The following is a 21,082-nucleotide window of genomic DNA, read 5'->3' as shown; positions in this document are numbered from 1 at the left end:
TGTACTATGAAAAGGTAAGAGGTGGCAAACGTTGCTGCGATATATCGTATTTATTTTAGGAATCGCTGGAAGTCTATTGTTTCAAGATAGTGTAAGTGTGCAAGCGGCAGAAACATCAGATTCAGTGAAAGAATGTATAGAAAATCCAAGTGCTTGTGAAAAAGAGTTGGATGCTAATACAGTTGGTGACAGCAATTCCAATCAAGGTGCGACTATTTCAGCTGGTGAAGTAGTAAAAATGTTATTTGCTTTTGCATTTGTGATTGGTTTATTACTAATTGTATTAAGGGTTGTTAAGTCCAAAGGAAATATGTTAAAGCAAAATCAGTTAGTGGAAAATTTGGGTGGAACAAACCTTGGGAATAGCAAATCTGTTCAAGTTGTCAAGGTAGGTGAGCAGCTGTTCGTTGTAGGTGTAGGAGACAATATTGAGCTGCTTTCAGAAGTGGTTGGAGAAGATAAAGAGCAGTTGTTAAAGAAATACCAAAATCAACACAGTGATGGTGAATATAAAGTGATTCTTCCATCACTATTTGAGCGAAAAGAAAAGGAAACAATTGCAGTTAAAAATATAAAATCTTTTACACAATCGTTAAGTCAAATAATGAAAAAGCGGAAAGCCAAGTTGGAAGAATTAGAAAGGAACCGTAAGCAAAATGAATGAAGTAATGGAGATTTTTAATGCTAGTAATGCTGAAAGCGTATCAACGTCAATCCAGCTATTGCTGCTTCTAACGGTTCTGTCAATTGCTCCGGGTATTTTAATTTTAATGACATGCTTTACTCGAATTGTCATTGTCCTTTCGTTTGTTCGAACGTCACTAGGTACTCAGCAAATGCCTCCCAATCAAGTGTTGTTAGGGCTCGCTTTATTTATAACGTTCTTCGTTATGGCACCAACATTTTCACAAGTGAATAAAGAAGCTTTACAGCCGTTATTGAATGAAGAAATTAATCTAACAGAGGCGTATGATCAAGCCGCACTTCCTATGAAAGAGTTTATGAGTGCTCATACGCGCCAAAAAGACTTAGCATTATTTTTGGAATATGCAGACATGGATAGACCAAGCTCAGTAGAAGACATTCCATTAACAGCATTGGTTCCTGCATTTGCAATTAGTGAATTAAAAACAGCATTTCAAATTGGTTTTATGATCTTTGTTCCGTTTCTTGTCATCGATATGATTATTTCCAGCGTATTAATGTCGATGGGAATGATGATGTTACCGCCTGTTATGATTTCTTTGCCGTTTAAAATTTTGCTTTTTGTTTTAGTAGACGGTTGGAATTTAGTCATTAAATCATTATTAATAAGTTTTCAATAGGTGAAAAATATGAATGGAGAATTTGTTATTTCGTTAGCAGAAAAAGGCGTATATACAATCTTAATTGTGTGTGGTCCACTTTTGCTATTAGCACTCGTTGTCGGCTTGCTTGTCAGTATCTTTCAAGCAACAACTCAGATTCAAGAACAAACCTTGGCCTTTGTGCCAAAAATTGTAGCGGTCCTTGTAGGAATTGTATTTTTTGGTCCATGGATGTTATCTAAGATGGTGTCATTTACGTATAATATTTTTTCAAACCTACATAGGTATATTGGATAAAAATGACACAACTCATCAGTATTTATCCAACATTTCTTTTAGTTTTAGTACGATTGTCCGCTTTCTTTATTACGGTACCGCTCTTTTCATATCGTACAGTTCCGGCTTTTCACAAAGTAGGGCTAGCAACAGCTTTATCACTTGTGGTAATCACAACATTAGATTTCCCAATTATTCCACTTGATAGTCACTTTTTGCTTCTTATCATTAAGGAATGTCTCGTGGGGATTTCGATGGGGTTAATTGCATATATCGTGATTATGGCTATTCAGATTGCAGGTGGGTTAATTGATTTTCAAATGGGCTTTGCTATTGCTAACGTGATGGATCCCCAAACGGGTGCTCAAAGTCCTATTACCGGTCAGTACCTCTATATTTTTGCACTGCTCTTTTTATTATCGACTAATGGTCATCATTTGTTAATAGATGGAGTCTATCATAGTTATGAAGTATTAAAGATTAACGAACTTTCATTTTCAGTTGGAAGTGAACTGTTTGTAACGACAATTATAAAAACGTTTAGCATGATGTTCTTATTAGCCGTTCAAATGTCGCTTCCGGTTGTAGGTGCGTTGTTTCTTGTCGATATAGCACTTGGAATTGTCGCAAGAACGGTACCTCAGCTTAATATTTTTGTAGTAGGATTTCCGCTTAAAATCATCGTAGCATTTCTTTTTCTAATCGTTGTTATGGGAAGTATGTTTTATATGATGCAGCTAATCTTTGAATACATGCTAGAGTCGATGCGAACGATGATTCATTTACTAGGAGGAGTATAAAGATGTTTCTCGTTCGGTTAGATTTGCAGTTTTTTGCGGGAGAAAAAACGGAAAAGGCAACGCCTAAAAAAAGGCAAGATTCTAGAAAAAAAGGACAAGTAGCAAAAAGTCAAGACGTCACGACAGCTATTATGCTACTCCTTGTTTTTCTCTATTTTATGTTCGGGGCTCGGTATGTGCTTGAAAAGATGATGCTTATTATAAAGGAGTCTTTTCAGACATATATGCTAACGGAAGTTACGGAAGAAAGTGTATTTATTTTGCTACGAGACTTACTCCCTGAAATTGTGTATGCACTCGGACCTATTATGCTCGTTGCCTTGGTAGGTGCGCTTGCAGCTAATTACATGCAGGTTGGCGTTCTCTTTTCAGCTGAACCTCTGCAGCCAAAACTGGAAAAGATTGATCCAATTAAAGGAGCAAAAAGAATTTTTTCGATGAGAGCAATTGTTGAACTATTGAAGTCTACGCTAAAGATTCTCTTAATCGGTGCTGTTACGTTTGCAGTGTTGTGGCTTAATATTGATCAGGTTCTCATTTTATCTCATCGCAGCATTGGAGACAGCTTAGTATCACTAGCGAAATTAGTTTTGCAAATGGGACTTGCAGCCTCTTGTGTTTTACTTTTATTGTCTGTTCTTGACTACATGTACCAAAAATTTGATTTTGAAAAAAATATTCGTATGTCAAAGCAAGATATTAAAGATGAAAATAAAAACGTGGAAGGCGATCCGCTCATAAAATCTAAAATTAAGCAGAAACAGCGCGAAATGGCAATGTCTAGAATGATGCAAGAAGTGCCAAAAGCTGATGTTGTCATTACGAATCCAACTCATTATGCAATTGCTTTAAAGTATGATGAAGATAAAATGGATGCTCCGTATGTAGTAGCAAGCGGAGTAGATTTCGTAGCTCAAAAAATAAAAGCTGTTGCAAAAAGCCATGAAATTATTATGGTAGAAAACCGGCCTTTAGCAAGAGGCTTATATGAGCAAACAAAAGTTGGCGATGTTGTGCCTGAAGAGTTTTTTAAGGCAGTAGCTGAGATTTTAGCTTATGTGTATCGCATTCAAAAAAAGGTATAAGTATTGAAGATTATAAGAAATAAGGAGAGAAATGATTCATGTCTGCAAGAGAGTTACCAGTTGTTATAGGTGTTGTACTCATTATTGTTATGCTTGTTATTCCGCTCCCATCTTGGTTGCTCAGTGTGTTAATTATGGTAAATATATCTCTTGCACTGCTTGTTTTGCTTGTATCAATGAACATGAAAGAGCCGCTTGAGCTATCTGTGTTTCCATCGTTACTGCTTGTACTGACACTTTTCCGTCTCGGGTTAAATGTATCGACCACAAGAGCTATTTTAGGTGAAGGTAATGCAGGTGGTGTGGTAGAAACATTCGGTAACTTTGTTATTGGTGGGAATCCACTTGTAGGGTTCGTTGTTTTTGTTATTTTAATTATCATTCAGTTCTTAGTTATCACAAAAGGAGCTGAGCGTGTCTCAGAGGTAGCTGCACGCTTTACTCTTGATGCAATGCCTGGGAAACAAATGAGCATTGATGCTGATTTAAATGCGGGAATGATTTCCGAAAAAGAAGCCATTCAAAGGCGTGAAAAAATTCAGCGTGAAGCCGATTTTTACGGATCAATGGATGGAGCCAGCAAGTTTGTAAAGGGAGATGCAATTGCTGGTATTGTTATTACACTCATTAATATCTTATTTGGAATCATTATTGGAATGATGCAGATGGGTATGAGCATTGGAGAGGCATCCCAGACGTTCACTTTATTAACAGTTGGCGATGGGTTAGTCAGTCAGATTCCAGCATTAATGATTTCGACTGCTACAGGTATTATTGTCACAAGAGCTGCTTCTACGGGGAATTTAAGTCAAGATATCACCGGACAGCTATTTGCGTTTCCTGCAATGTTATATGTTACTGGAGCAACAATTGCTGTTCTTGGTCTCATTACGCCAATCAATGATTTATTAACACTACCATTAGCACTTTTACTAGCAGCAGGAGGTTATTACTTATCCCCTAAAAAAACAAAACTTCTTTTAAACGAAGAAGCCGTATCAGAAGAAGAAATGCCAGCTGATGATATGAAAAGTCCTGAGAGTGTTGTGAATTTACTGAGCGTAGATCCTATTGAATTTGAATTTGGTTATGGTCTTATCCCTTTAGCAGATACAAATCAAGGAGGGGACTTGTTAGACCGTATCGTTATGATTCGCCGCCAGCTCGCTTTAGAGCTTGGCTTAGTAATTCCTGTTGTAAGGATTCGCGATAATATTCAATTACAGCCAAACGAATATCGTCTAAAAATTAAAGGGAATGAAATGGCAAGAGGCGATTTGTTGCTCGATCATTACCTAGCAATTAGTCCTGGAATGGGTGACGATATGATAGAAGGCATTGATACAATTGAGCCCGCCTTTCAAATGCCAGCCAAGTGGATTAATGAAGCAACGAAAGAGCAAGCAGAGATGTTTGGGTATACGGTAGTAGATCCGCCTTCAGTGGTATCAACACATATTACAGAAGTAATTAAAGCGTATGCTCACGAGTTAATAGGTCGTCAAGAAACAAAACAATTAATTGATCATGTAAAAGAGTCGTATCCAATTTTAATTGAAGAGGTTACCCCATCTCCACTCTCAGTAGGAGAAATTCAACGAGTATTGGCCAAATTATTAAAAGAGCAGGTATCGATTCGAAATTTGCCAGTTATCTTTGAAGTACTAGCTGATTATGGAAAGATGACATCTGACACGGACTTATTAACAGAATATGTTCGTCAAGGATTATGTAGGCAAATCACGACCCAGTATGCTGCTGGAGAGCAGCTGCTTCGCGTCATTACGCTATCGGGAAAAGTTGAAAAAGTACTAGCTGAAGGAGTTCAGCAAACAGAACATGGAAATTATTTATCATTGGATCCATACGTTTCCCAAAATATTGTGGAGCATATCGTTGCTCAAGTTGATGGAGCAGGGTTTCAAGATCAAACACCGATTGTTCTTTGCTCACCAGCCGTACGGATGTATGTCCGCCAGTTAACAGAACGGTATATACCGCAAGTTGCGATTTTATCATATAACGAACTAGAAGCCAGTATTGAAGTTCAGAGCGTTGGAGTGGTTGATTTATCATGAAGGTAAAAAAGTATGTGGCATCTTCAATGCCAGAAGCAATGAAAGTTATTCGAGCAGAGCTTGGTCCAGAAGCCGTAATTTTAAAGTCTCGTTCTGTTAAAGTTGGTGGGTTTCTGGGTGCGTTTACTAAAAAAAAGTTAGAAGTTATTGCAGGGGTAGATGACCAAGTCAAAAAGCCTAAAAAATATGTTAAAAATCATACAAATGAAGAGTTAATGAAGCAGGTTAATGAATTAAAACAGCTGATTACAACGATGCAACCATCAAGAAATACTAGTGTTGAATATCCGTTGCTTGTTCAAAAAGCTATTTCATTTTTGCAGCATCAAGAGATTGAAGAGCGTTTATTAAAAGAAGTAAGAGATAAAGTCATGGAGTTATATTATACAACACCTTCGCTAGGCGATAAGCAGCTGGTTGAGTGGCTGAAAAACTGGTTTGAAGAGTACCTATCCCATTCAGAATGTTCAAAAGTGTTTCAAAAAAAATATATCAACGTTGTTGGTCCTACCGGTGTTGGTAAGACAACAACGCTAGCAAAATTAGCTGCGTCATGTATTTTAGAACAAAATCAAAGAGTTGCATTCATTACAACTGATACATATCGTATTTCAGCCATCGATCAATTAAAAACATATGCATCTATTCTGAATGTCCCAGTTGAAGTTTGCTATAACAGTGAAGATTTTCAACAAGCTCTTCAGAGATTTAATGAATACGATATTGTGTTCATTGATACAGCAGGTCGAAACTTTTTAGACAGCCAGTACATTCATGATCTCCACAATATGCTGTCATTTAATGAATACATGGAGACCTTTTTAGTACTAACAGCGACGGCAAAAATGGCTGATTTACGTGAGGTTTACAAGCAGTTTAGTAATATACCAATCGATTCAATTATTTTGACAAAGCTAGATGAGACCACAACATTTGGTCCAATTATTAATTTGCTAACGGAGTGTCAGCTACCAGCTGCTTTTATAACAATTGGACAAGATGTTCCTGACGATTTAGAGAAATATACTACTAAAAAAATAGTGGATTATCTGTTTGGAGATTGGAAATATGAATGATCAAGCGGCGGCTTTAAGAAAAAGAGTGGCAGCTGTCAAACATGTCTCTAATGAAAGGACGGAGGCTAAGACGTTAGCGGTTATTAGTGGAAAAGGAGGCGTTGGAAAGTCTAATTTTTCCCTAAACTTTGCATTGGCTTTACAGGAGAAAGGGCACCGGGTACTGCTGTTTGATATGGATATTGGAATGGGCAATATCGACGTATTGATGGGAATTGCTTCGAGTTACACCATCGTGGATATGTTAGAGAATAAATGGCCCATTCAGCGTGTTATCAAACAGGGAACACAAGGCCTAGCCTACATTGCTGGCGGATCTGGAATTACTTCTTTATTTGAGTGGAAGCGACAGGACTTACAATATTTAATTAATCAATTTAATTCTGTTGCTCAAGACTATGATTACTTAATTTTCGATATGGGAGCAGGAATGACAGAAGGGGTCATTACCTTTTTAAAGACAATGGATGACATGGTGCTCATTACGACACCTGAACCAACATCCATTACCGATGGCTATGCTGCGCTAAAGTTCTTACATCTATATGGTGTAAATTCCTCTTTTAAGATGGTAGTAAATAAATCACTCTCTATCAAAGAAGGTGTAAGTACGTATGAACGTTTTAATCAAGCGGCTAAACAGTTTTTAAAATGCTCAATTGAATTGTTAGGAATAATAGCAGAAGATCGCTGTGTTTCTAATTCGGTAAACAGTCAAGTGCCATTCGTTTTGCATTATCCTAAAGGCAATGCGAGCCAAGGAATTAAAGATATTGCAAATCAATATGCAACATCGTCTAGTACCAGAAATTACGGCATTGGATTTGTAGCCAGGCTCAAGAAGTTATTTCTCGAAAGGTAGGGTTGCTAGTTGAATAAAATTAAAGTATTAATCGTTGACGATTCAGCTTTTATGAGAAAGGTTATTACTAATTTACTAGAGGAAGACGGTAGGTTTACCGTAGTGGGGACAGCCCGAAACGGCGAGGAAGCATTAAAGAAAGCAGTGTTATTAAATCCACACGTTATGACGCTTGACGTAGAGATGCCTGTGATGAACGGATTAGAGATGTTAAGAGAATTAATGAAAATCAAGCCAACTCCTGTTGTAATGTTGTCCAGTACAACGTTTGAAGGAGCAAATAATACCTTTTTAGCGATGGAGTATGGAGCAGTTGATTTTGTTGCCAAACCTTCAGGTGCTATTTCATTAGATATCGATAAAGTAAAAGATGAACTATTAGCAAAACTCTATATTGCGAGCAAAGCAAACCTTCCTTTCAATTTAAAAGAGTCAAATAAAAACAAGTCTATAAAATTACCAATAGCGAAGGGAGAGCACCAGTCGTTAAAGAAAGTGGTTTGCATCGGTACATCAACCGGAGGGCCAAGAGCATTACAAGAAGTTCTAACGATGCTTCCTGCAACGATTTCAGTCCCTATTTTAATTGTTCAACATATGCCAGCAGGTTTTACGAGTTCACTAGCAGCTAGATTAGATAGGTTAGCTACTATTTCGGTGAAAGAAGCAAAAGATGGTGAAAAGTTAGAGCCAGGGTGTGCATATATTGCACCCGGAGGTTATCACCTAACCGTAAAAGAATCTAAAGAAGGATTAATAGCGGTTTTAGATCAATCGTTACCAGTAAAAGGACACCGACCATCAGTTGATACTTTGTTTCAGTCGCTTGCAGATTGTTCTAACTATGAAAAAGTTGCGGTTGTATTAACCGGGATGGGAGCGGATGGAACGGAAGGCGTTATTTATATGAAAAGCAAAGGTCAAACCATAGCGATTGCTGAGTCGGAAGAAACAGCTATTATTTATGGGATGCCAAAGTCTATCATTGCCACAAGGTTAGTAGATGAAATACAGCCATTACATGATGTAGCAAATCGTATTTTACATCACGTGCAGAAATAGGGGGAGCATTCAATGGATATGAGTCAGTATTTAGAAGTGTTTATTGAAGAAAGTAAGGAACACTTACAAAATATTAATCAACAGCTATTAGAATTTGAAAAGGATGTTAATAATCTTAGTTTTGTAAATGAAATTTTCCGTTCAGCTCATACGTTAAAAGGCATGTCAGCAACAATGGGATTTGAGGATTTGGCGAATCTTACTCATAAAATGGAGAATGTACTAGATGCAATTCGTAACCAACAGCTAAGCGTAAATACAAGCGTTGTGGACTTGGTGTTTGAATCAGTAGATGCTTTAGAAGTTATGGTAGAGTCAATCGCCACAGGTGGTGATGGAGGATATGATGTGCAAGAGATTGTAACGAAACTCCAAGCTTTAGAAAGCGGAGAACTAGAAGTGGCGGTAGCGGTAGAAAGTAAAGTGGTACCGCCTAGCATTGTATATGATGAATGCGAAATAGGCCTTTTAAAACAAGCGTTAGATCAAGAATTTTTTGTATATGAGATAACCGTTATATTAGATGAGCGTTGCTTATTAAAAGCAGCGAGAGCATATATGGTATTTGACGTAGTTGAGCAAGCTGGTGAAGTCGTGAAGTCAAACCCAATCGTTCAAGATATCGAACAAGAACAGTTTGATCAACAATTTACGGTTGTATTGGTATCAAAACAAGAGGCAAGCTCGTTAAAAGAGCAGTTGATGCAAATCTCTGAAGTAGAGCTTGTGCAGATTAATACTGTGGATCCAAAAGAAGATATAGCAACTGGTAGTGAAAACCAAGCCTCACGCGCTCAAGAGGCTAATGTAGAACGTGTCGATGACCATACTGGTAAAGAAACAGCACCAGCGAAAGCTGTGTCTATTAATAAAACAATACGAGTCAACATCGACCGACTGGATAGCTTAATGAATTTATTTGAAGAGCTAGTCATTGATAGAGGGCGTCTTGAACAGATTTCAAAAGATTTAAATAATCAAGAACTAGAAGAAACTGTTGAGCGGATGTCACGTATTTCTGGAGATTTACAGTCTATTATTTTAAACATGCGTATGGTTCCAGTTGAAACTGTTTTTAATCGCTTTCCGCGTATGGTTCGTCAACTAGCAAAAGATTTAGGGAAAGAAATTCATCTAAAAATTATTGGGGCTGAAACAGAGCTTGATCGTACAGTTATTGATGAAATTGGTGACCCACTTGTCCACTTGCTTCGTAATGCGCTAGATCATGGAATTGAAATGCCGGACGTACGCGAACAGAACGGAAAAAAGAGGGAAGGTACAGTTCGACTGAAAGCATATCATAGCGGTAATCATGTGTTCATTGACCTTGAGGATGATGGTGCAGGGATTGACCGCGATAAAATTTTAGAAAAAGCTTTGAAAAAAGGAATTGTTTCAGAAAGGGATGCTCAAGGTTTAACGGATCAACAAGTGTATGATCTTATGTTTGCATCTGGTTTTTCCACAGCTGAACAAATTTCTGATGTTTCAGGGCGAGGTGTAGGGCTTGATGTTGTTAAAAATACAATTGAATCCTTAGGTGGAACAGTGACAATTGATTCGATTCCAGGCTATGGATCTACTTTTTCTATTCAACTACCTTTAACATTATCAATTATTTCAGCACTGCTTGTTAATATGCAAGATGAACGCTATGCACTTCCACTATCATCTATCATTGAGACAGCACTTGTGAATAAAAAGGATGTTATGAAAGCCCACGGACAAGAAGTTATTGATTTCCGAGGGAAAATCATACCACTATTAAATCTCAAAAAGCTGTTTAACGTACCGGAAGCTTTTGAACAGAAAGACGTTTACCCTGTTGTAATTGTACGAAAAGGTGATAAAACAGCAGGTTTAATTGTGGACTCATTTATAGGTCAGCAAGAAATCGTTTTAAAATCATTAGGCAACTATTTAACTTCTCCGTTTGCCATTTCAGGAGCAACGATTTTAGGCGATGGGCAAGTAGCATTAATTATTGATTGTAATGCTTTAATTAAATAATAATGTTTGGCAAAATAACGTTTTAAGTCGTAGTGGAGGAGAGCGGAATGGAAACGAAATTCATTGTATTTCAGCTGGGGAATGAAGAGTATGGAATTGTAGTAGATCAGGTTAAATCAATTGAGAAAATGCAACATATCACGCGAGTGCCTCGAACTGAAAAGTATGTGCGTGGCGTTATAAACTTACGTGGAGTAGTAATACCAATTCTAGATTTGAGAAAGAGGTTCGGCTTGCAAGAGCAAACTTATACAGATCATACAAGAATTATTATCGTAATGATAAATGATATTGAAGTTGGCTTAATTGTCGACGCAGCAAATGATGTGTTGGATATTTACAGTGACCATATTGAACCGACACCGGAAGTTATTGAAGGTGTTGAAGCGGATTATATAAGCGGTGTTGTAAAAGTAGAGGAACGTTTAATAGTATTAGTGAATTTAGGAAAGGTTTTAGGATTGGATGACCAAGAATAAAACCAGCTTAGATAATCTGAAGTTTGGCGCAATTCATTTAGATGTTTTAAAAGAAATAGCTAATATTGGAGCAGCTAATTCAGCGACTGCTCTTTCTCATTTGGTGAGAAAAAGAATTGAGATGCGACTTCCAAGCGTAAAGATTGCGGGCATAAATGAAGCGGTTGAAGAAATTGGAGGACCTGAGCGAGTAGTAGTACAATTTTTATTACAGATTAAAGGAGATATCCAAGGAAGCCTATTCTTTCTATTATCAGTAGATGATACTAAGACGTTACTAGGCTGTTTATTAGATGAATCCTCCATAGAAATTGAAAGCTTAAATTTCCTTCAATCAGCATTAGTGAGGTCTGCGCTATGTGAAATAGGAAATATTCTATGTGGCGCCTATTTAACTGCGCTTGCAGACTTAACAACTCTTCACCTTTACCCTTCGTTACCAGCTGTTTGTATAGATATGCTTGGTGCTACGGTGACAAGTGGGTTACTGGAAAAAGGATATCAGATGGAATCGGTTTTAATAATTGAAACAACGTTACAAGAACAAGCGCACTCTTCCGTTATGAAAGGGAGTTTTCTTCTTATTCCGGACAACCGTTCCATTCAACCGTTGTTTCAAGCATTAGGGGTACCATTGCATGAGTAAGCATATTGTAAAAGTTGGCATTTCAGATATGAATGTTGTGCAAGAACCGGATTTAATTCGAACAGCAGGCTTAGGCTCGTGCGTAGGGGTTGTATTGTATGATGACATCTTAAAGGTGGCCGGTCTGGCTCATATTATGCTGCCGAATTCTCGGCATGTGAAAGGCTCATTTAACCGTGCTAAGTATGCAGATACAGCTATTATTGATTTAATTGAAATGCTCGTACATCTAGGTGCCAATAAAAGACGCTTATGTGCCAAAATAGCAGGTGGTGCGCAGATGTTTCAATTCACTTCAAGTAATGACTTTATGAAGATTGGTGCTCGGAATATTATAGCCGTGGAGCAAGAGTTAAAGGAACATCATATTACGTTAATATCAAAAGATGTGGGAGGAACAAACGGCAGAACAATTGAATTCAACCCCACAACTTCACAGTTAATGGTTCGAACGGTAAATAAAGGTGTGGTTGAAATCTAGCCGGTAAGCTAAAAGGATAGCTATTTATTGTACGAAAGAAGGGGGAGAAGCCGTCATGACAAGTGTAAATGTAATGGATGAAAAGAAACGGTGGGAAAAATGGTCGAAACAAAGAGATGAAGAGGCTGGTAATTTGCTAGTGAAGCAATATATGCCCCTTGTTAATTACCATGTGCAACGAATTGGAGTGGGTTTACCTCGAAATGTACATAAAGAAGAGTTGAAAAGCCTTGGCTTAATAGGTTTGTATGATGCACTTGAAAAATTTGACCATGAACGTGATTTGAAATTTGATACGTATGCATCATTCCGAATCAGAGGTGCTATTTTAGATGGATTACGAAAAGAGGATTGGCTATCTAGAAGCGCGCGTGAAAAAGCTAAAAGGGTGGAGCATACGATAGAAAAACTGGAACAACGATATTTGCGAAATGTTACTGTTCAAGAAATTGCTAGTGAAATAAAGATGACAGAAGAAGAAGTCGTTCATGTAATGAATGAAGGTTTTTTTGCTAATGTGTTATCAATTGAGGAACCAATAAAAGAGCATGATGAAGGTGATCATCAATCGTATGCAATTCGTGATGAACGAATGATTACTCCTGAAGACCATCTTTTAAAAGAAGAATACTTTGCGGAATTGGTACAGATAATTGAACAGCTTAACGAGAAAGAACAGCTTGTTATTTCATTGTTTTATAAAGAAGAATTGACTTTTACTGAGATTGGACACATTTTGGGTTTATCCACATCACGTATTTCACAAATACACTCAAAAGCTCTTTTTAAACTAAGAAATACGTTAAATAAAATGATGTAGGTTAGAGGGATTTTACAATGTATACCTTGTTAATGATTAGCTTTATTTTACACGCTGTAACGTTTCTGGCTTTTTGGCATCTTCGTCAGCAACTATATTCGATAAAGGTTTTAGAAAAAAAACAGCGTAAAATAATAGAAGAAATGGATAGCACAATGGCAACTTATTTAGCTGAAGTGGATGCTCAAAACGATGCGTTTCTATTAAAGATTCAGCAAAAAATGAAGCGAATAGAAGTTGAACAGCCAGATGTGTCGATAATAAAACCGGATTTTGAGGAGTTAAAGGAAGAAAAGTTAGATATCTCGTATCCAAAAATAGATTTAAAAAGCGAACCAGAATTGACTTTTGCAGCGCTCCTTCAACAAGAGATGACAGACAGGATTGAAAGAAGTGAACACGTGCTGACAAAAGAAGAAGCTAGTAAATTATCAAGAAATGAAGTGCAAAAAATTGCGTTTTCTCTACAAAAAAAAGGTTTAACAATTGAAGAAATTGCGAAAAATCTATATAGAGGGAAAACTGAAATTGAGTTATTGTTGAAATTTCAACAATAAACTGCATTTTAGGCTTGCTTGTGAAAAGTGAGTGTGCTATATTTGTTTTTGGTGTTAATACACACGCTCGTTGATTTAGTCATTGGTGCTACACTTTGTAGTTTTGGCTAAAGATGAAATGGGCGGAGGATAATCAAAACCATTAGGAGGAAAAACACATGTCAGTAATTTCAATGAAACAATTACTAGAAGCTGGTGTACATTTCGGTCACCAAACTCGCCGTTGGAACCCAAAAATGAAGAAATATATCTTCACTGAGCGTAACGGCATCTACATTATCGATCTTCAAAAAACAGTTAAGAAAGTAGAAGAAGCTTACCGCTTCGTTAAAGAATTAGCTGCTGATGGCGGTACTATGTTATTCGTAGGTACTAAAAAGCAAGCTCAAGATTCTGTTAAAGAAGAAGCAGCTCGCGCTGGTATGTACTTCGTTAACCAACGTTGGTTAGGTGGTACATTAACAAACTTCTCTACAATCCAAAAACGTATTAAGCGTTTAAAAGACATCGAAAGAATGCAAGAAGACGGTACTTTTGAAGTACTACCTAAGAAAGAAGTAGTTCAACTTAAAAAAGAGTTAGAGCGTCTTGAGAAATTCTTAGGCGGTATCAAAGATATGAAACAACTTCCTGATGCATTATTCATCATTGATCCTCGTAAAGAGCGTATCGCAGTAGCAGAAGCTAAAAAATTACACATCCCAATCGTTGGTATCGTAGATACAAACTGTGATCCAGACGAAATTGATTATGTAATCCCTGCAAACGATGATGCAATTCGTGCTGTGAAACTTTTAACTTCTAAAATTGCTGATGCAATCTTAGAAGCAAAACAAGGTGAAGAAACAGCAGTTGAAACTGAAACAACTACTGCTTAATTCCACGAAAGGTGATAAGAGGGAATAGCCTTTTATCACCTTTTTTTGAAAAGATTTAATTAATTGATATAGAGTACATACCCAAATAAGGAGGCTATTTATTATGGCAATTACAGCTCAAATGGTAAAAGAATTACGTGAAAAAACTGGCGCTGGTATGATGGATTGTAAAAAAGCATTAACTGAAACTGGCGGTGACATGGAAAAAGCAATCGATTTCTTACGTGAAAAAGGTATTGCTAAAGCTGCTAAGAAATCTGATCGTATCGCTGCTGAAGGTTTAACTTACATTGAAGCACAAGGTAACGAAGCTGTTATTCTTGAAGTAAACTCTGAAACAGATTTCGTTGCGAAAAACGAAGGATTCCAGAAGTTAACAAAAGAACTTGCTGCACATATCTTAGCTAACAAACCAGCTAACGTTGAAGAAGCTGTTGCTCAAAAAATGGAAAGTGGAGCTACTGTAGAAGAGCATATCAATTCAGCAATCGCTACAATTGGTGAAAAACTTTCTCTACGTCGTTTCGCTGTAGTAAGCAAAACAGATGCTGATGCATTTGGTGCTTACTTACACATGGGTGGACGCATTGGTGTATTAACAGTATTATCTGGTACAACTGATGAGCAAGCTGCAAAAGATGTTGCAATGCACATCGCTGCTATCAACCCTAAATATGTATCTCGTGACGAAGTTTCTGCTGAAGAAACTGAGCGTGAGCGCGAAGTATTAACACAACAAGCACTAAACGAAGGTAAGCCAGAAAAAATCGTTGCAAAAATGGTTGAAGGTCGCTTAAGCAAATTCTTCGAAGATATCTGCTTATTAGATCAAACATTTGTTAAAAATCCTGATCAAAAAGTTCGTCAATTTGTTGAGAGCAAAGGCGCAACAGTAGAGAGCTTTGTACGCTTTGAAGTAGGAGAAGGTATTGAGAAGCGTCAAGACAACTTTGCTGAAGAAGTAATGAGCCAAGTTAAAAAGTAAGAATGTGATTAAATGGGGAACACTCTGTGTTCCCTTTTTCAAAAAAATGGATCTCACCGTTGACGATGGAGGTTAGGCATGAGTCAAGCAAAATATAATCGTATTGTATTAAAATTAAGTGGCGAAGCATTAGCAGGAGAAGATGGATTTGGTATTAATCCTTCTATCATTAAGTCGGTTGCAGAGCAAGTGAAAGACGTTTATGACTTAGGCGTTGAAGTAGCAGTAGTCGTTGGTGGTGGAAACATTTGGCGTGGGAAAATTGGTAGTGAAATGGGAATGGACCGTGCAGCTGCAGATTACATGGGCATGCTTGCAACTGTTATGAACTCACTAGCACTTCAAGATAGCCTAGAGAACATTGGAGTACAAACTCGCGTTCAAACGTCTATCGAAATGAGACAAGTTGCTGAACCATACATAAGAAGAAAAGCGGTTCGTCACCTTGAGAAGAAACGCGTTGTAATTTTTGCAGCAGGTACAGGCAATCCTTACTTCTCTACTGATACTACAGCTGCGTTACGTGCGGCTGAAATTGAAGCAGATGTAATTCTAATGGCGAAAAATAATGTTGATGGTGTATACAGTGCTGATCCGAAATTAGTTCCAGACGCAGTAAAGTATGAAACATTAACATACATTGATGTCTTAAAAGATGGACTAGCTGTAATGGATTCGACTGCTTCTTCTCTATGCATGGATAATGATATTCCATTAATCGTCTTCTCCATTACGGAAGAAGGAAACATCAAACGTGCCGTAACAGGCGAAAATATCGGAACAATTGTAAGGGGGAAATAATGATGGCAAAACAAGTGTTGCAAGATGCGAAGGAAAGAATGGAAAAAGCACTTCAGTCATATAGCCGTGAATTGGCTTCAATTCGCGCTGGTCGTGCGAGTGCTTCATTATTAGACCGCGTGACGGTTGAATACTATGGTGTTCCAACACCAATTAATCAACTTGCACAAGTTAGCGTACCCGAAGCTCGTATGTTGGTAATCCAACCTTATGATAAATCACAGCTTGGTGAAGTGGAAAAAGCAATCATGAAATCTGATTTAGGTTTAACGCCAACAAGCGATGGTTCAATTATCCGCTTATCGATTCCTGCTTTAACAGAAGAGCGTCGTAAAGAGCTTGTTAAAACAGTGAAAAAAGCTTCTGAAGATGCGAAAGTAGCAGTTCGTAATATTCGTCGTGATGCAAATGATGACCTTAAAAAGTTAGAGAAAAACGGTGAGATTACTGAAGATGATCTTCGCGGATACAGTGATGATATTCAGAAGTTAACAGATGACCACATTGCTAAAGTGGATAGCGTAACAAAAGATAAAGAACAGGAAATTATGGCGGTATAAGTCATTTCAATGTAAAATATATTGTAAAAGACCCTCTATTGTTTACAGGGGGTTTTTTTGTTAATAATGTGTAGTAAGATAAAATATCGAATGACAAAGAACAAATGTCAATGAGAACATACAACGGGGGACCTTTGCATGTTAAAAAAAATTCAAGCATGGAAAAAAAGTCAAAATCCAGGCACACAGTCTCTTGAGGAAAGAAAAGAGAGAGTGAAAAAGCAGGCTGTACCAGAACACATTGCAATTATTATGGATGGTAATGGTCGCTGGGCACAAAAAAGAGCACTTCCTAGAATGATGGGACATCATGAGGGAATGAAAGTCGTTCGACAAATTACAAAAGCAGCAAACCAATTGGGCGTTAAAGCACTAACTTTATATGCTTTTTCAACAGAGAACTGGAAACGACCAAAAGTGGAAGTAGAATTTCTTATGAAGTTACCCGAGGAATTTTTAACGACTTTTTTACCAGAGCTAATTGAAGAAAATGTTCAAGTGCGCATTATGGGAGAGAAAAGTGAACTACCTTCTCACACATTACGTGCAGTTGATAAGGCAATCCATGAAACCAAAGACAATACGGGCCTTATTTTGAATTTTGCACTTAATTATGGAAGCCGACATGAAATCGTTAAGGCTGTTCAAGCAATTGCAAAGGATGTTGAATCTCACAATTTAAATCCTGCTGAAATTAATGACGAAGTGTTTTCCTCGTATTTAATGAGTGGGAGTTTACAAGATCCAGATTTGTTAATTCGAACAAGTGGTGAACTGCGTTTAAGTAACTTTATGCTTTGGCAGTTAGCTTATACCGAGTTTTGGTTTACAGATGTATTATGGCCAGATTTTAAAGAAAATCATTTAATTGAAGCAATTGAGGCGTTCCAAAATCGTGGACGTCGCTTTGGTGGAGTCTAAGAGGGTGTTGAACTAACATGAAACAAAGAATCATTACAGCCATTGTTGCACTAGCAGTGTTTGTGCCTATTGTCATGATTGGTGGCTTACCATTTACTGCTCTAATGTATTTGTTAGCAACAATTGGCGTTGTTGAACTGCTAAATATGAAAAAAATTAAGCCATTGTCTTTCCCTATTATTGTCAGTCTCTTACTGACCTGGGTATTTTTATTGCCAACTAGCTCAGATGCTGCATTTCAAATGGTAAGTGAACATAAAGTAGAAGTAGCTCTATTTGCCACGCTATTACTATTAATGTATACGGTAGTTGTAAAAAATGTATTTACATTTGATGGGGTAGGCTTTCTTTTATTGACGACACTTTATGTAGGACTAGGCTTTCATTATTTTATCGAAGTTCGTTCAGAGTATGGGTTAACGTATCTATTTTTCGCATTTCTTTTAATTTGGGCAACTGACTCTGGTGCTTATTTTATTGGACGAGCAATGGGAAAGAGGAAGTTGTGGCCTGAAATTAGTCCAAATAAAACGATTGAAGGTTTTGTTGGTGGAGTAGTGTGCGCATTAGTGGTTGCCATTATTTTTAAAGTGGCGTCGGGCATTGAACAATCCATGGGCGCAGTACTTTTAATTGGAATCATCATCTCGTTATTTGGACAAATGGGAGATTTAGTACAGTCGGCATTTAAACGACATTATGGAGTGAAAGATTCAGGTAAACTGTTACCAGGGCATGGAGGAATACTAGACCGATTTGACAGTCTGCTATTTATTATGCCAATTCTGGCTTTCCTTTTATCTCTTTAATAGAACCATAATTAAAAATAGCTAAGGCTTGTCTACTCAGTAAAAAACATGTCTTTGAAGTAATGGGAGTGAATATATTTGAAGAAACTTTCTTTATTAGGTGCTACAGGTTCGATTGGGCTTCAAACGGTTGATGTTGTTCAAGCTCACCGTGACTCTTTTGAACTTGTAGCAATGTCATTTGGTCGAAATGTACAAGAAGCACGTAAAATCATTCAATTATGTAATCCGTCTCTTGTTTCACTTATGAACAAAGAAGACAGTGAAACACTGAAGGCAGAATTTCCAAACGTAACGTTTATGTACGGTGAGGAAGGTCTGGTAGCAGTAGCCACGCATCCAGAAACAGAAGTGGTAGTGAATGCAGTTGTGGGAAGTGTTGGATTAGTACCAACTCTTGAAGCGATTAAAATGAAAAAAACAATTGCGTTAGCTAATAAGGAAACGTTAGTTACAGCAGGACATATTGTTATGAGTGCGGCTAAGGAATATGGGGTGGACATTCTACCAGTAGATAGCGAGCATTCAGCTATTTTTCAAAGCCTTCAAGGGCAGGATGATAAAGCAATTGATCGCTTAATCTTAACAGCTTCTGGTGGAAGCTTCCGAGATAAAACAAGAGAAGAGTTAAAAGGTGTAACGGTTCAAGAAGCATTAAATCATCCAAATTGGTCAATGGGAGCAAAAATCACAATTGACTCAGCTACGATGATGAATAAAGGACTAGAAGCCATTGAGGCACGCTGGCTTTTTGATATTCCTTATGAACAAATTGATGTATTATTACATAAAGAAAGCATTATTCATTCAATGGTAGAGTTTGCTGATACCAGTGTAATTGCACAGCTTGGAACACCGGATATGCGCGTGCCGATTCAATATGCGCTAACTTATCCAAAACGCTTACCGCTGCAGGGAACAAATCGATTAAGCTTGGCTGATATTGGCCAGCTACACTTTTCAAAAATGGATCAAGAACGCTTTAGATGTTTGCGTTTTGCTTTTGAAGCAGGTAAAGAAGGCGGTACAATGCCAACAGTTTTAAACGCAGCAAATGAATGTGCTGTTCAAGCCTTTTTAGATGGAGCTATTACGTTTTTAGAAATTGAAGATGTGATTGAACGAGCAATGAATGAGCATCAGGTTATAAAAAATCCTTGCTTGTCTACAATAAAAGAAGTAGATTTAGAAACAAGAAAACTTGTAAACCTTTTAGCTCGTACTAATTAAAGTTAGTATGGTAACTTAAAAAGGCGCATATTTCTAATTAACGTTTCACCTTATCATAAGAAGGGGGGCATACCCATTGAATACGGTCATTGCGTTTATTATTATCTTTGGTGCTCTTGTCTTTTTCCATGAGTTAGGGCACTTGATTTTTGCGAAACGAGCTGGGATTCTATGCCGTGAATTTGCCATTGGCTTTGGACCAAAAATTCTTTCGTTCAAACGAGATGAAACAGTCTATACAATTCGCTTATTGCCATTAGGTGGATTTGTACGTATGGCCGGTGAAGATCCGGAAATGATTGATGTGAAACCGGGTCAAGTTATTGGCTTGCTATTTAATAATGATGAAAGAGTAGAAAAAGTCATCATTAATAATAAAGAGCAGTACCCAGATGCCAGAGTTATTGAAGTAGAGCATGCAGACTTAGAGCATGAAATGATTATAAAAGGATATGAATCAGAAGACGAGGAACGACTACACACCTTTAGAGTGGCAGAAGAGTCGTACTTTATTGTGGACGGTGATGAAGTTCAAATCGCACCGTACAGTCGTCAATTTGCTTCTAAAACGTTGGGACAACGTGCTATGGCTATCTTTGCGGGTCCTTTAATGAACTTTGTGCTAGCGTTTGTTATTTTTGTGGTGCTAGGAATTTCCCAAGGCTATGCAGTGGATAAACCTGTACTTGGTGAATTAACTAAGGACGGCGCTGCTATTGAAGCTGGATTGAAACAGGGTGATGAAGTACAAGCAATTGATGGTGCAGCTGTGTCGACATGGCAGGATGTTGTTGAAATCATTCGTAAGCATCCAGAGCAAGAAATCATGTTCACCGTTAATCGTGGTGATGAAACGCGTGAAATAGAGGTAACACCGGATAGTCGTGAAATGGGAGAAGAAAAAATCGGTTTAATTGGTGTGTATGCACCTGTTGAAAAATCGGTAATTGGCTCGATCACAAACGGTGCAACCGAAACAGCAACGTGGATGAAAGAAATTGTGACTGGACTAGGCAAGTTAGTGACGGGGCAATTTTCACTTGATATGCTCTCCGGCCCTGTTGGTATTTATGCAGCTACTGACCAAGTAGCACAATCAGGTATTTACTATCTAATGAAGTGGGCGGCTGTTTTAAGCATTAACTTAGGAATCGTTAATCTGTTACCAATTCCAGCTCTAGATGGTGGACGTCTCGTATTCTTCGCAGTTGAAGCGGTACGTGGTAAGCCGATTGATCGACAAAAAGAAGGTGTAGTTCACTTTATTGGATTTGCGTTACTTATGCTATTAATGCTTGTGGTAACATGGAATGACATTCAAAGTTTCTTTTTATAAAAACAAATAGGGAATATGTG

23 protein-coding genes are annotated in these 21,082 nt (G+C 37.7%); all 23 read left to right on the top strand.

Translation table 11 applies throughout. The annotated features are described in order from the left end of the window. Positions 1–31 precede the first annotated feature (31 nt). The 23 genes from NIZ91_15590 to rseP all read left to right on the top strand — a co-directional run bounded on the left by NIZ91_15590 (position 32) and on the right by rseP (position 21,062). Positions 32–664, top strand: coding sequence for a flagellar biosynthetic protein FliO (locus tag NIZ91_15590; protein ID USY54158.1), 633 nt, complete (start codon positions 32–34; stop codon positions 662–664). Further along, the gene (gene fliP / locus NIZ91_15585; GenBank protein USY54157.1) at positions 657–1,325 is read left to right on the top strand and encodes a flagellar type III secretion system pore protein FliP; all 669 of its coding nucleotides are present in this window, start codon (positions 657–659) and stop codon (positions 1,323–1,325) included. The genes NIZ91_15590 and fliP overlap by 8 nt, the downstream gene beginning before the upstream one ends. Positions 1,326–1,334: 9 nt before the next feature. After that, complete coding sequence (fliQ, locus tag NIZ91_15580) at positions 1,335–1,604, top strand: flagellar biosynthesis protein FliQ (protein ID USY54156.1); 270 nt, start codon at positions 1,335–1,337, stop codon at positions 1,602–1,604. 2 nt (positions 1,605–1,606) lie between these two features. Next, complete coding sequence (gene fliR / locus NIZ91_15575) at positions 1,607–2,383, top strand: flagellar type III secretion system protein FliR (GenBank protein USY54155.1); 777 nt, start codon at positions 1,607–1,609, stop codon at positions 2,381–2,383. 2 nt (positions 2,384–2,385) lie between these two features. Beyond that, on the top strand, positions 2,386–3,468 hold the full coding sequence (gene flhB / locus NIZ91_15570; GenBank protein ID USY54154.1) for a flagellar biosynthesis protein FlhB: 1,083 nt from the start codon (positions 2,386–2,388) through the stop codon (positions 3,466–3,468). A gap of 38 nt (positions 3,469–3,506) precedes the next feature. Further along, positions 3,507–5,546, top strand: coding sequence for a flagellar biosynthesis protein FlhA (flhA, locus tag NIZ91_15565; GenBank protein USY54153.1), 2,040 nt, complete (start codon positions 3,507–3,509; stop codon positions 5,544–5,546). Continuing rightward, a complete protein-coding gene (gene flhF / locus NIZ91_15560; GenBank protein USY54152.1) occupies positions 5,543–6,622 on the top strand; it encodes a flagellar biosynthesis protein FlhF in 1,080 nt (359 codons plus the stop codon). Before flhA ends, flhF begins: the two co-directional genes overlap by 4 nt. Beyond that, the gene (locus tag NIZ91_15555; GenBank protein USY54151.1) at positions 6,615–7,484 is read left to right on the top strand and encodes a MinD/ParA family protein; all 870 of its coding nucleotides are present in this window, start codon (positions 6,615–6,617) and stop codon (positions 7,482–7,484) included. The genes flhF and NIZ91_15555 overlap by 8 nt, the downstream gene beginning before the upstream one ends. A gap of 51 nt (positions 7,485–7,535) precedes the next feature. Further along, on the top strand, positions 7,536–8,546 hold the full coding sequence (locus NIZ91_15550) for a chemotaxis response regulator protein-glutamate methylesterase (GenBank protein ID USY57191.1): 1,011 nt from the start codon (positions 7,536–7,538) through the stop codon (positions 8,544–8,546). A 12-nt stretch (positions 8,547–8,558) separates the two neighbouring features. After that, positions 8,559–10,559, top strand: coding sequence for a chemotaxis protein CheA (locus NIZ91_15545; protein ID USY54150.1), 2,001 nt, complete (start codon positions 8,559–8,561; stop codon positions 10,557–10,559). Positions 10,560–10,606: 47 nt separating this feature from the next. Next, positions 10,607–11,038, top strand: coding sequence for a chemotaxis protein CheW (locus NIZ91_15540; GenBank protein USY54149.1), 432 nt, complete (start codon positions 10,607–10,609; stop codon positions 11,036–11,038). After that, positions 11,025–11,684 carry a chemotaxis protein CheC gene (locus NIZ91_15535; protein ID USY54148.1) on the top strand — a complete coding sequence of 220 codons (660 nt, stop codon included), beginning with the start codon at positions 11,025–11,027 and terminating at the stop codon, positions 11,682–11,684. Before NIZ91_15540 ends, NIZ91_15535 begins: the two co-directional genes overlap by 14 nt. After that, positions 11,677–12,165, top strand: a complete 489-nt coding sequence (locus tag NIZ91_15530) for a chemotaxis protein CheD (GenBank protein USY54147.1) — start codon at positions 11,677–11,679, stop codon at positions 12,163–12,165. Before NIZ91_15535 ends, NIZ91_15530 begins: the two co-directional genes overlap by 8 nt. A 55-nt stretch (positions 12,166–12,220) precedes the next feature. After that, positions 12,221–12,985 carry a FliA/WhiG family RNA polymerase sigma factor gene (locus NIZ91_15525; protein USY54146.1) on the top strand — a complete coding sequence of 255 codons (765 nt, stop codon included), beginning with the start codon at positions 12,221–12,223 and terminating at the stop codon, positions 12,983–12,985. A gap of 17 nt (positions 12,986–13,002) precedes the next feature. Continuing rightward, positions 13,003–13,542 (top strand): hypothetical protein, encoded by a 540-nt coding sequence (locus NIZ91_15520; protein USY54145.1) that lies wholly within the window; start codon positions 13,003–13,005, stop codon positions 13,540–13,542. Positions 13,543–13,700: 158 nt separating this feature from the next. After that, a complete protein-coding gene (gene rpsB / locus NIZ91_15515; GenBank protein ID USY54144.1) occupies positions 13,701–14,420 on the top strand; it encodes a 30S ribosomal protein S2 in 720 nt (239 codons plus the stop codon). A gap of 103 nt (positions 14,421–14,523) precedes the next feature. After that, on the top strand, positions 14,524–15,405 hold the full coding sequence (gene tsf, locus NIZ91_15510) for a translation elongation factor Ts (protein USY54143.1): 882 nt from the start codon (positions 14,524–14,526) through the stop codon (positions 15,403–15,405). A gap of 78 nt (positions 15,406–15,483) precedes the next feature. Further along, positions 15,484–16,206 carry a UMP kinase gene (pyrH, locus tag NIZ91_15505; GenBank protein USY54142.1) on the top strand — a complete coding sequence of 241 codons (723 nt, stop codon included), beginning with the start codon at positions 15,484–15,486 and terminating at the stop codon, positions 16,204–16,206. Positions 16,207–16,208: 2 nt separating this feature from the next. Beyond that, positions 16,209–16,766, top strand: coding sequence for a ribosome recycling factor (frr, locus tag NIZ91_15500; GenBank protein ID USY57190.1), 558 nt, complete (start codon positions 16,209–16,211; stop codon positions 16,764–16,766). A 138-nt stretch (positions 16,767–16,904) separates the two neighbouring features. Further along, positions 16,905–17,687, top strand: a complete 783-nt coding sequence (locus NIZ91_15495; GenBank protein USY54141.1) for an isoprenyl transferase — start codon at positions 16,905–16,907, stop codon at positions 17,685–17,687. Positions 17,688–17,704: 17 nt separating this feature from the next. Next, positions 17,705–18,496: a phosphatidate cytidylyltransferase gene (locus NIZ91_15490; protein USY54140.1), complete on the top strand. Its 792-nt coding sequence runs from the start codon at positions 17,705–17,707 to the stop codon at positions 18,494–18,496. A 78-nt stretch (positions 18,497–18,574) separates the two neighbouring features. Next, entirely contained in the window at positions 18,575–19,726 is a 1,152-nt protein-coding gene (dxr, locus tag NIZ91_15485) for a 1-deoxy-D-xylulose-5-phosphate reductoisomerase (protein USY54139.1), read from the top strand. A 76-nt stretch (positions 19,727–19,802) separates the two neighbouring features. Then, positions 19,803–21,062 (top strand): RIP metalloprotease RseP, encoded by a 1,260-nt coding sequence (gene rseP / locus NIZ91_15480; GenBank protein ID USY54138.1) that lies wholly within the window; start codon positions 19,803–19,805, stop codon positions 21,060–21,062. Positions 21,063–21,082: the final 20 nt, after the last annotated feature.

The sequence above is a fragment of the Bacillus sp. 1780r2a1 genome (assembly GCA_024134725.1).
GTDB lineage: Bacteria > Bacillota > Bacilli > Bacillales > Bacillaceae_H > Priestia > Priestia aryabhattai_A.
This window is presented reverse-complemented; position numbering and strand designations above follow the sequence as displayed.

Coding starts and splice junctions, on each gene's coding strand:
- fliP (USY54157.1), top strand. CDS start 657: ATGAATGAAGTAATGGAGATTTTTAATGCTAGTAATGCTGAAAGCGTA.
- fliQ (USY54156.1), top strand. CDS start 1,335: ATGAATGGAGAATTTGTTATTTCGTTAGCAGAAAAAGGCGTATATACA.
- fliR (USY54155.1), top strand. CDS start 1,607: ATGACACAACTCATCAGTATTTATCCAACATTTCTTTTAGTTTTAGTA.
- flhB (USY54154.1), top strand. CDS start 2,386: ATGTTTCTCGTTCGGTTAGATTTGCAGTTTTTTGCGGGAGAAAAAACG.
- flhA (USY54153.1), top strand. CDS start 3,507: ATGTCTGCAAGAGAGTTACCAGTTGTTATAGGTGTTGTACTCATTATT.
- flhF (USY54152.1), top strand. CDS start 5,543: ATGAAGGTAAAAAAGTATGTGGCATCTTCAATGCCAGAAGCAATGAAA.
- NIZ91_15555 (USY54151.1), top strand. CDS start 6,615: ATGAATGATCAAGCGGCGGCTTTAAGAAAAAGAGTGGCAGCTGTCAAA.
- NIZ91_15550 (USY57191.1), top strand. CDS start 7,536: ATGAGAAAGGTTATTACTAATTTACTAGAGGAAGACGGTAGGTTTACC.
- NIZ91_15545 (USY54150.1), top strand. CDS start 8,559: ATGGATATGAGTCAGTATTTAGAAGTGTTTATTGAAGAAAGTAAGGAA.
- NIZ91_15540 (USY54149.1), top strand. CDS start 10,607: ATGGAAACGAAATTCATTGTATTTCAGCTGGGGAATGAAGAGTATGGA.
- NIZ91_15535 (USY54148.1), top strand. CDS start 11,025: ATGACCAAGAATAAAACCAGCTTAGATAATCTGAAGTTTGGCGCAATT.
- NIZ91_15530 (USY54147.1), top strand. CDS start 11,677: ATGAGTAAGCATATTGTAAAAGTTGGCATTTCAGATATGAATGTTGTG.
- NIZ91_15525 (USY54146.1), top strand. CDS start 12,221: ATGACAAGTGTAAATGTAATGGATGAAAAGAAACGGTGGGAAAAATGG.
- NIZ91_15520 (USY54145.1), top strand. CDS start 13,003: ATGTATACCTTGTTAATGATTAGCTTTATTTTACACGCTGTAACGTTT.
- rpsB (USY54144.1), top strand. CDS start 13,701: ATGTCAGTAATTTCAATGAAACAATTACTAGAAGCTGGTGTACATTTC.
- tsf (USY54143.1), top strand. CDS start 14,524: ATGGCAATTACAGCTCAAATGGTAAAAGAATTACGTGAAAAAACTGGC.
- pyrH (USY54142.1), top strand. CDS start 15,484: ATGAGTCAAGCAAAATATAATCGTATTGTATTAAAATTAAGTGGCGAA.
- frr (USY57190.1), top strand. CDS start 16,209: ATGGCAAAACAAGTGTTGCAAGATGCGAAGGAAAGAATGGAAAAAGCA.
- NIZ91_15495 (USY54141.1), top strand. CDS start 16,905: ATGTTAAAAAAAATTCAAGCATGGAAAAAAAGTCAAAATCCAGGCACA.
- NIZ91_15490 (USY54140.1), top strand. CDS start 17,705: ATGAAACAAAGAATCATTACAGCCATTGTTGCACTAGCAGTGTTTGTG.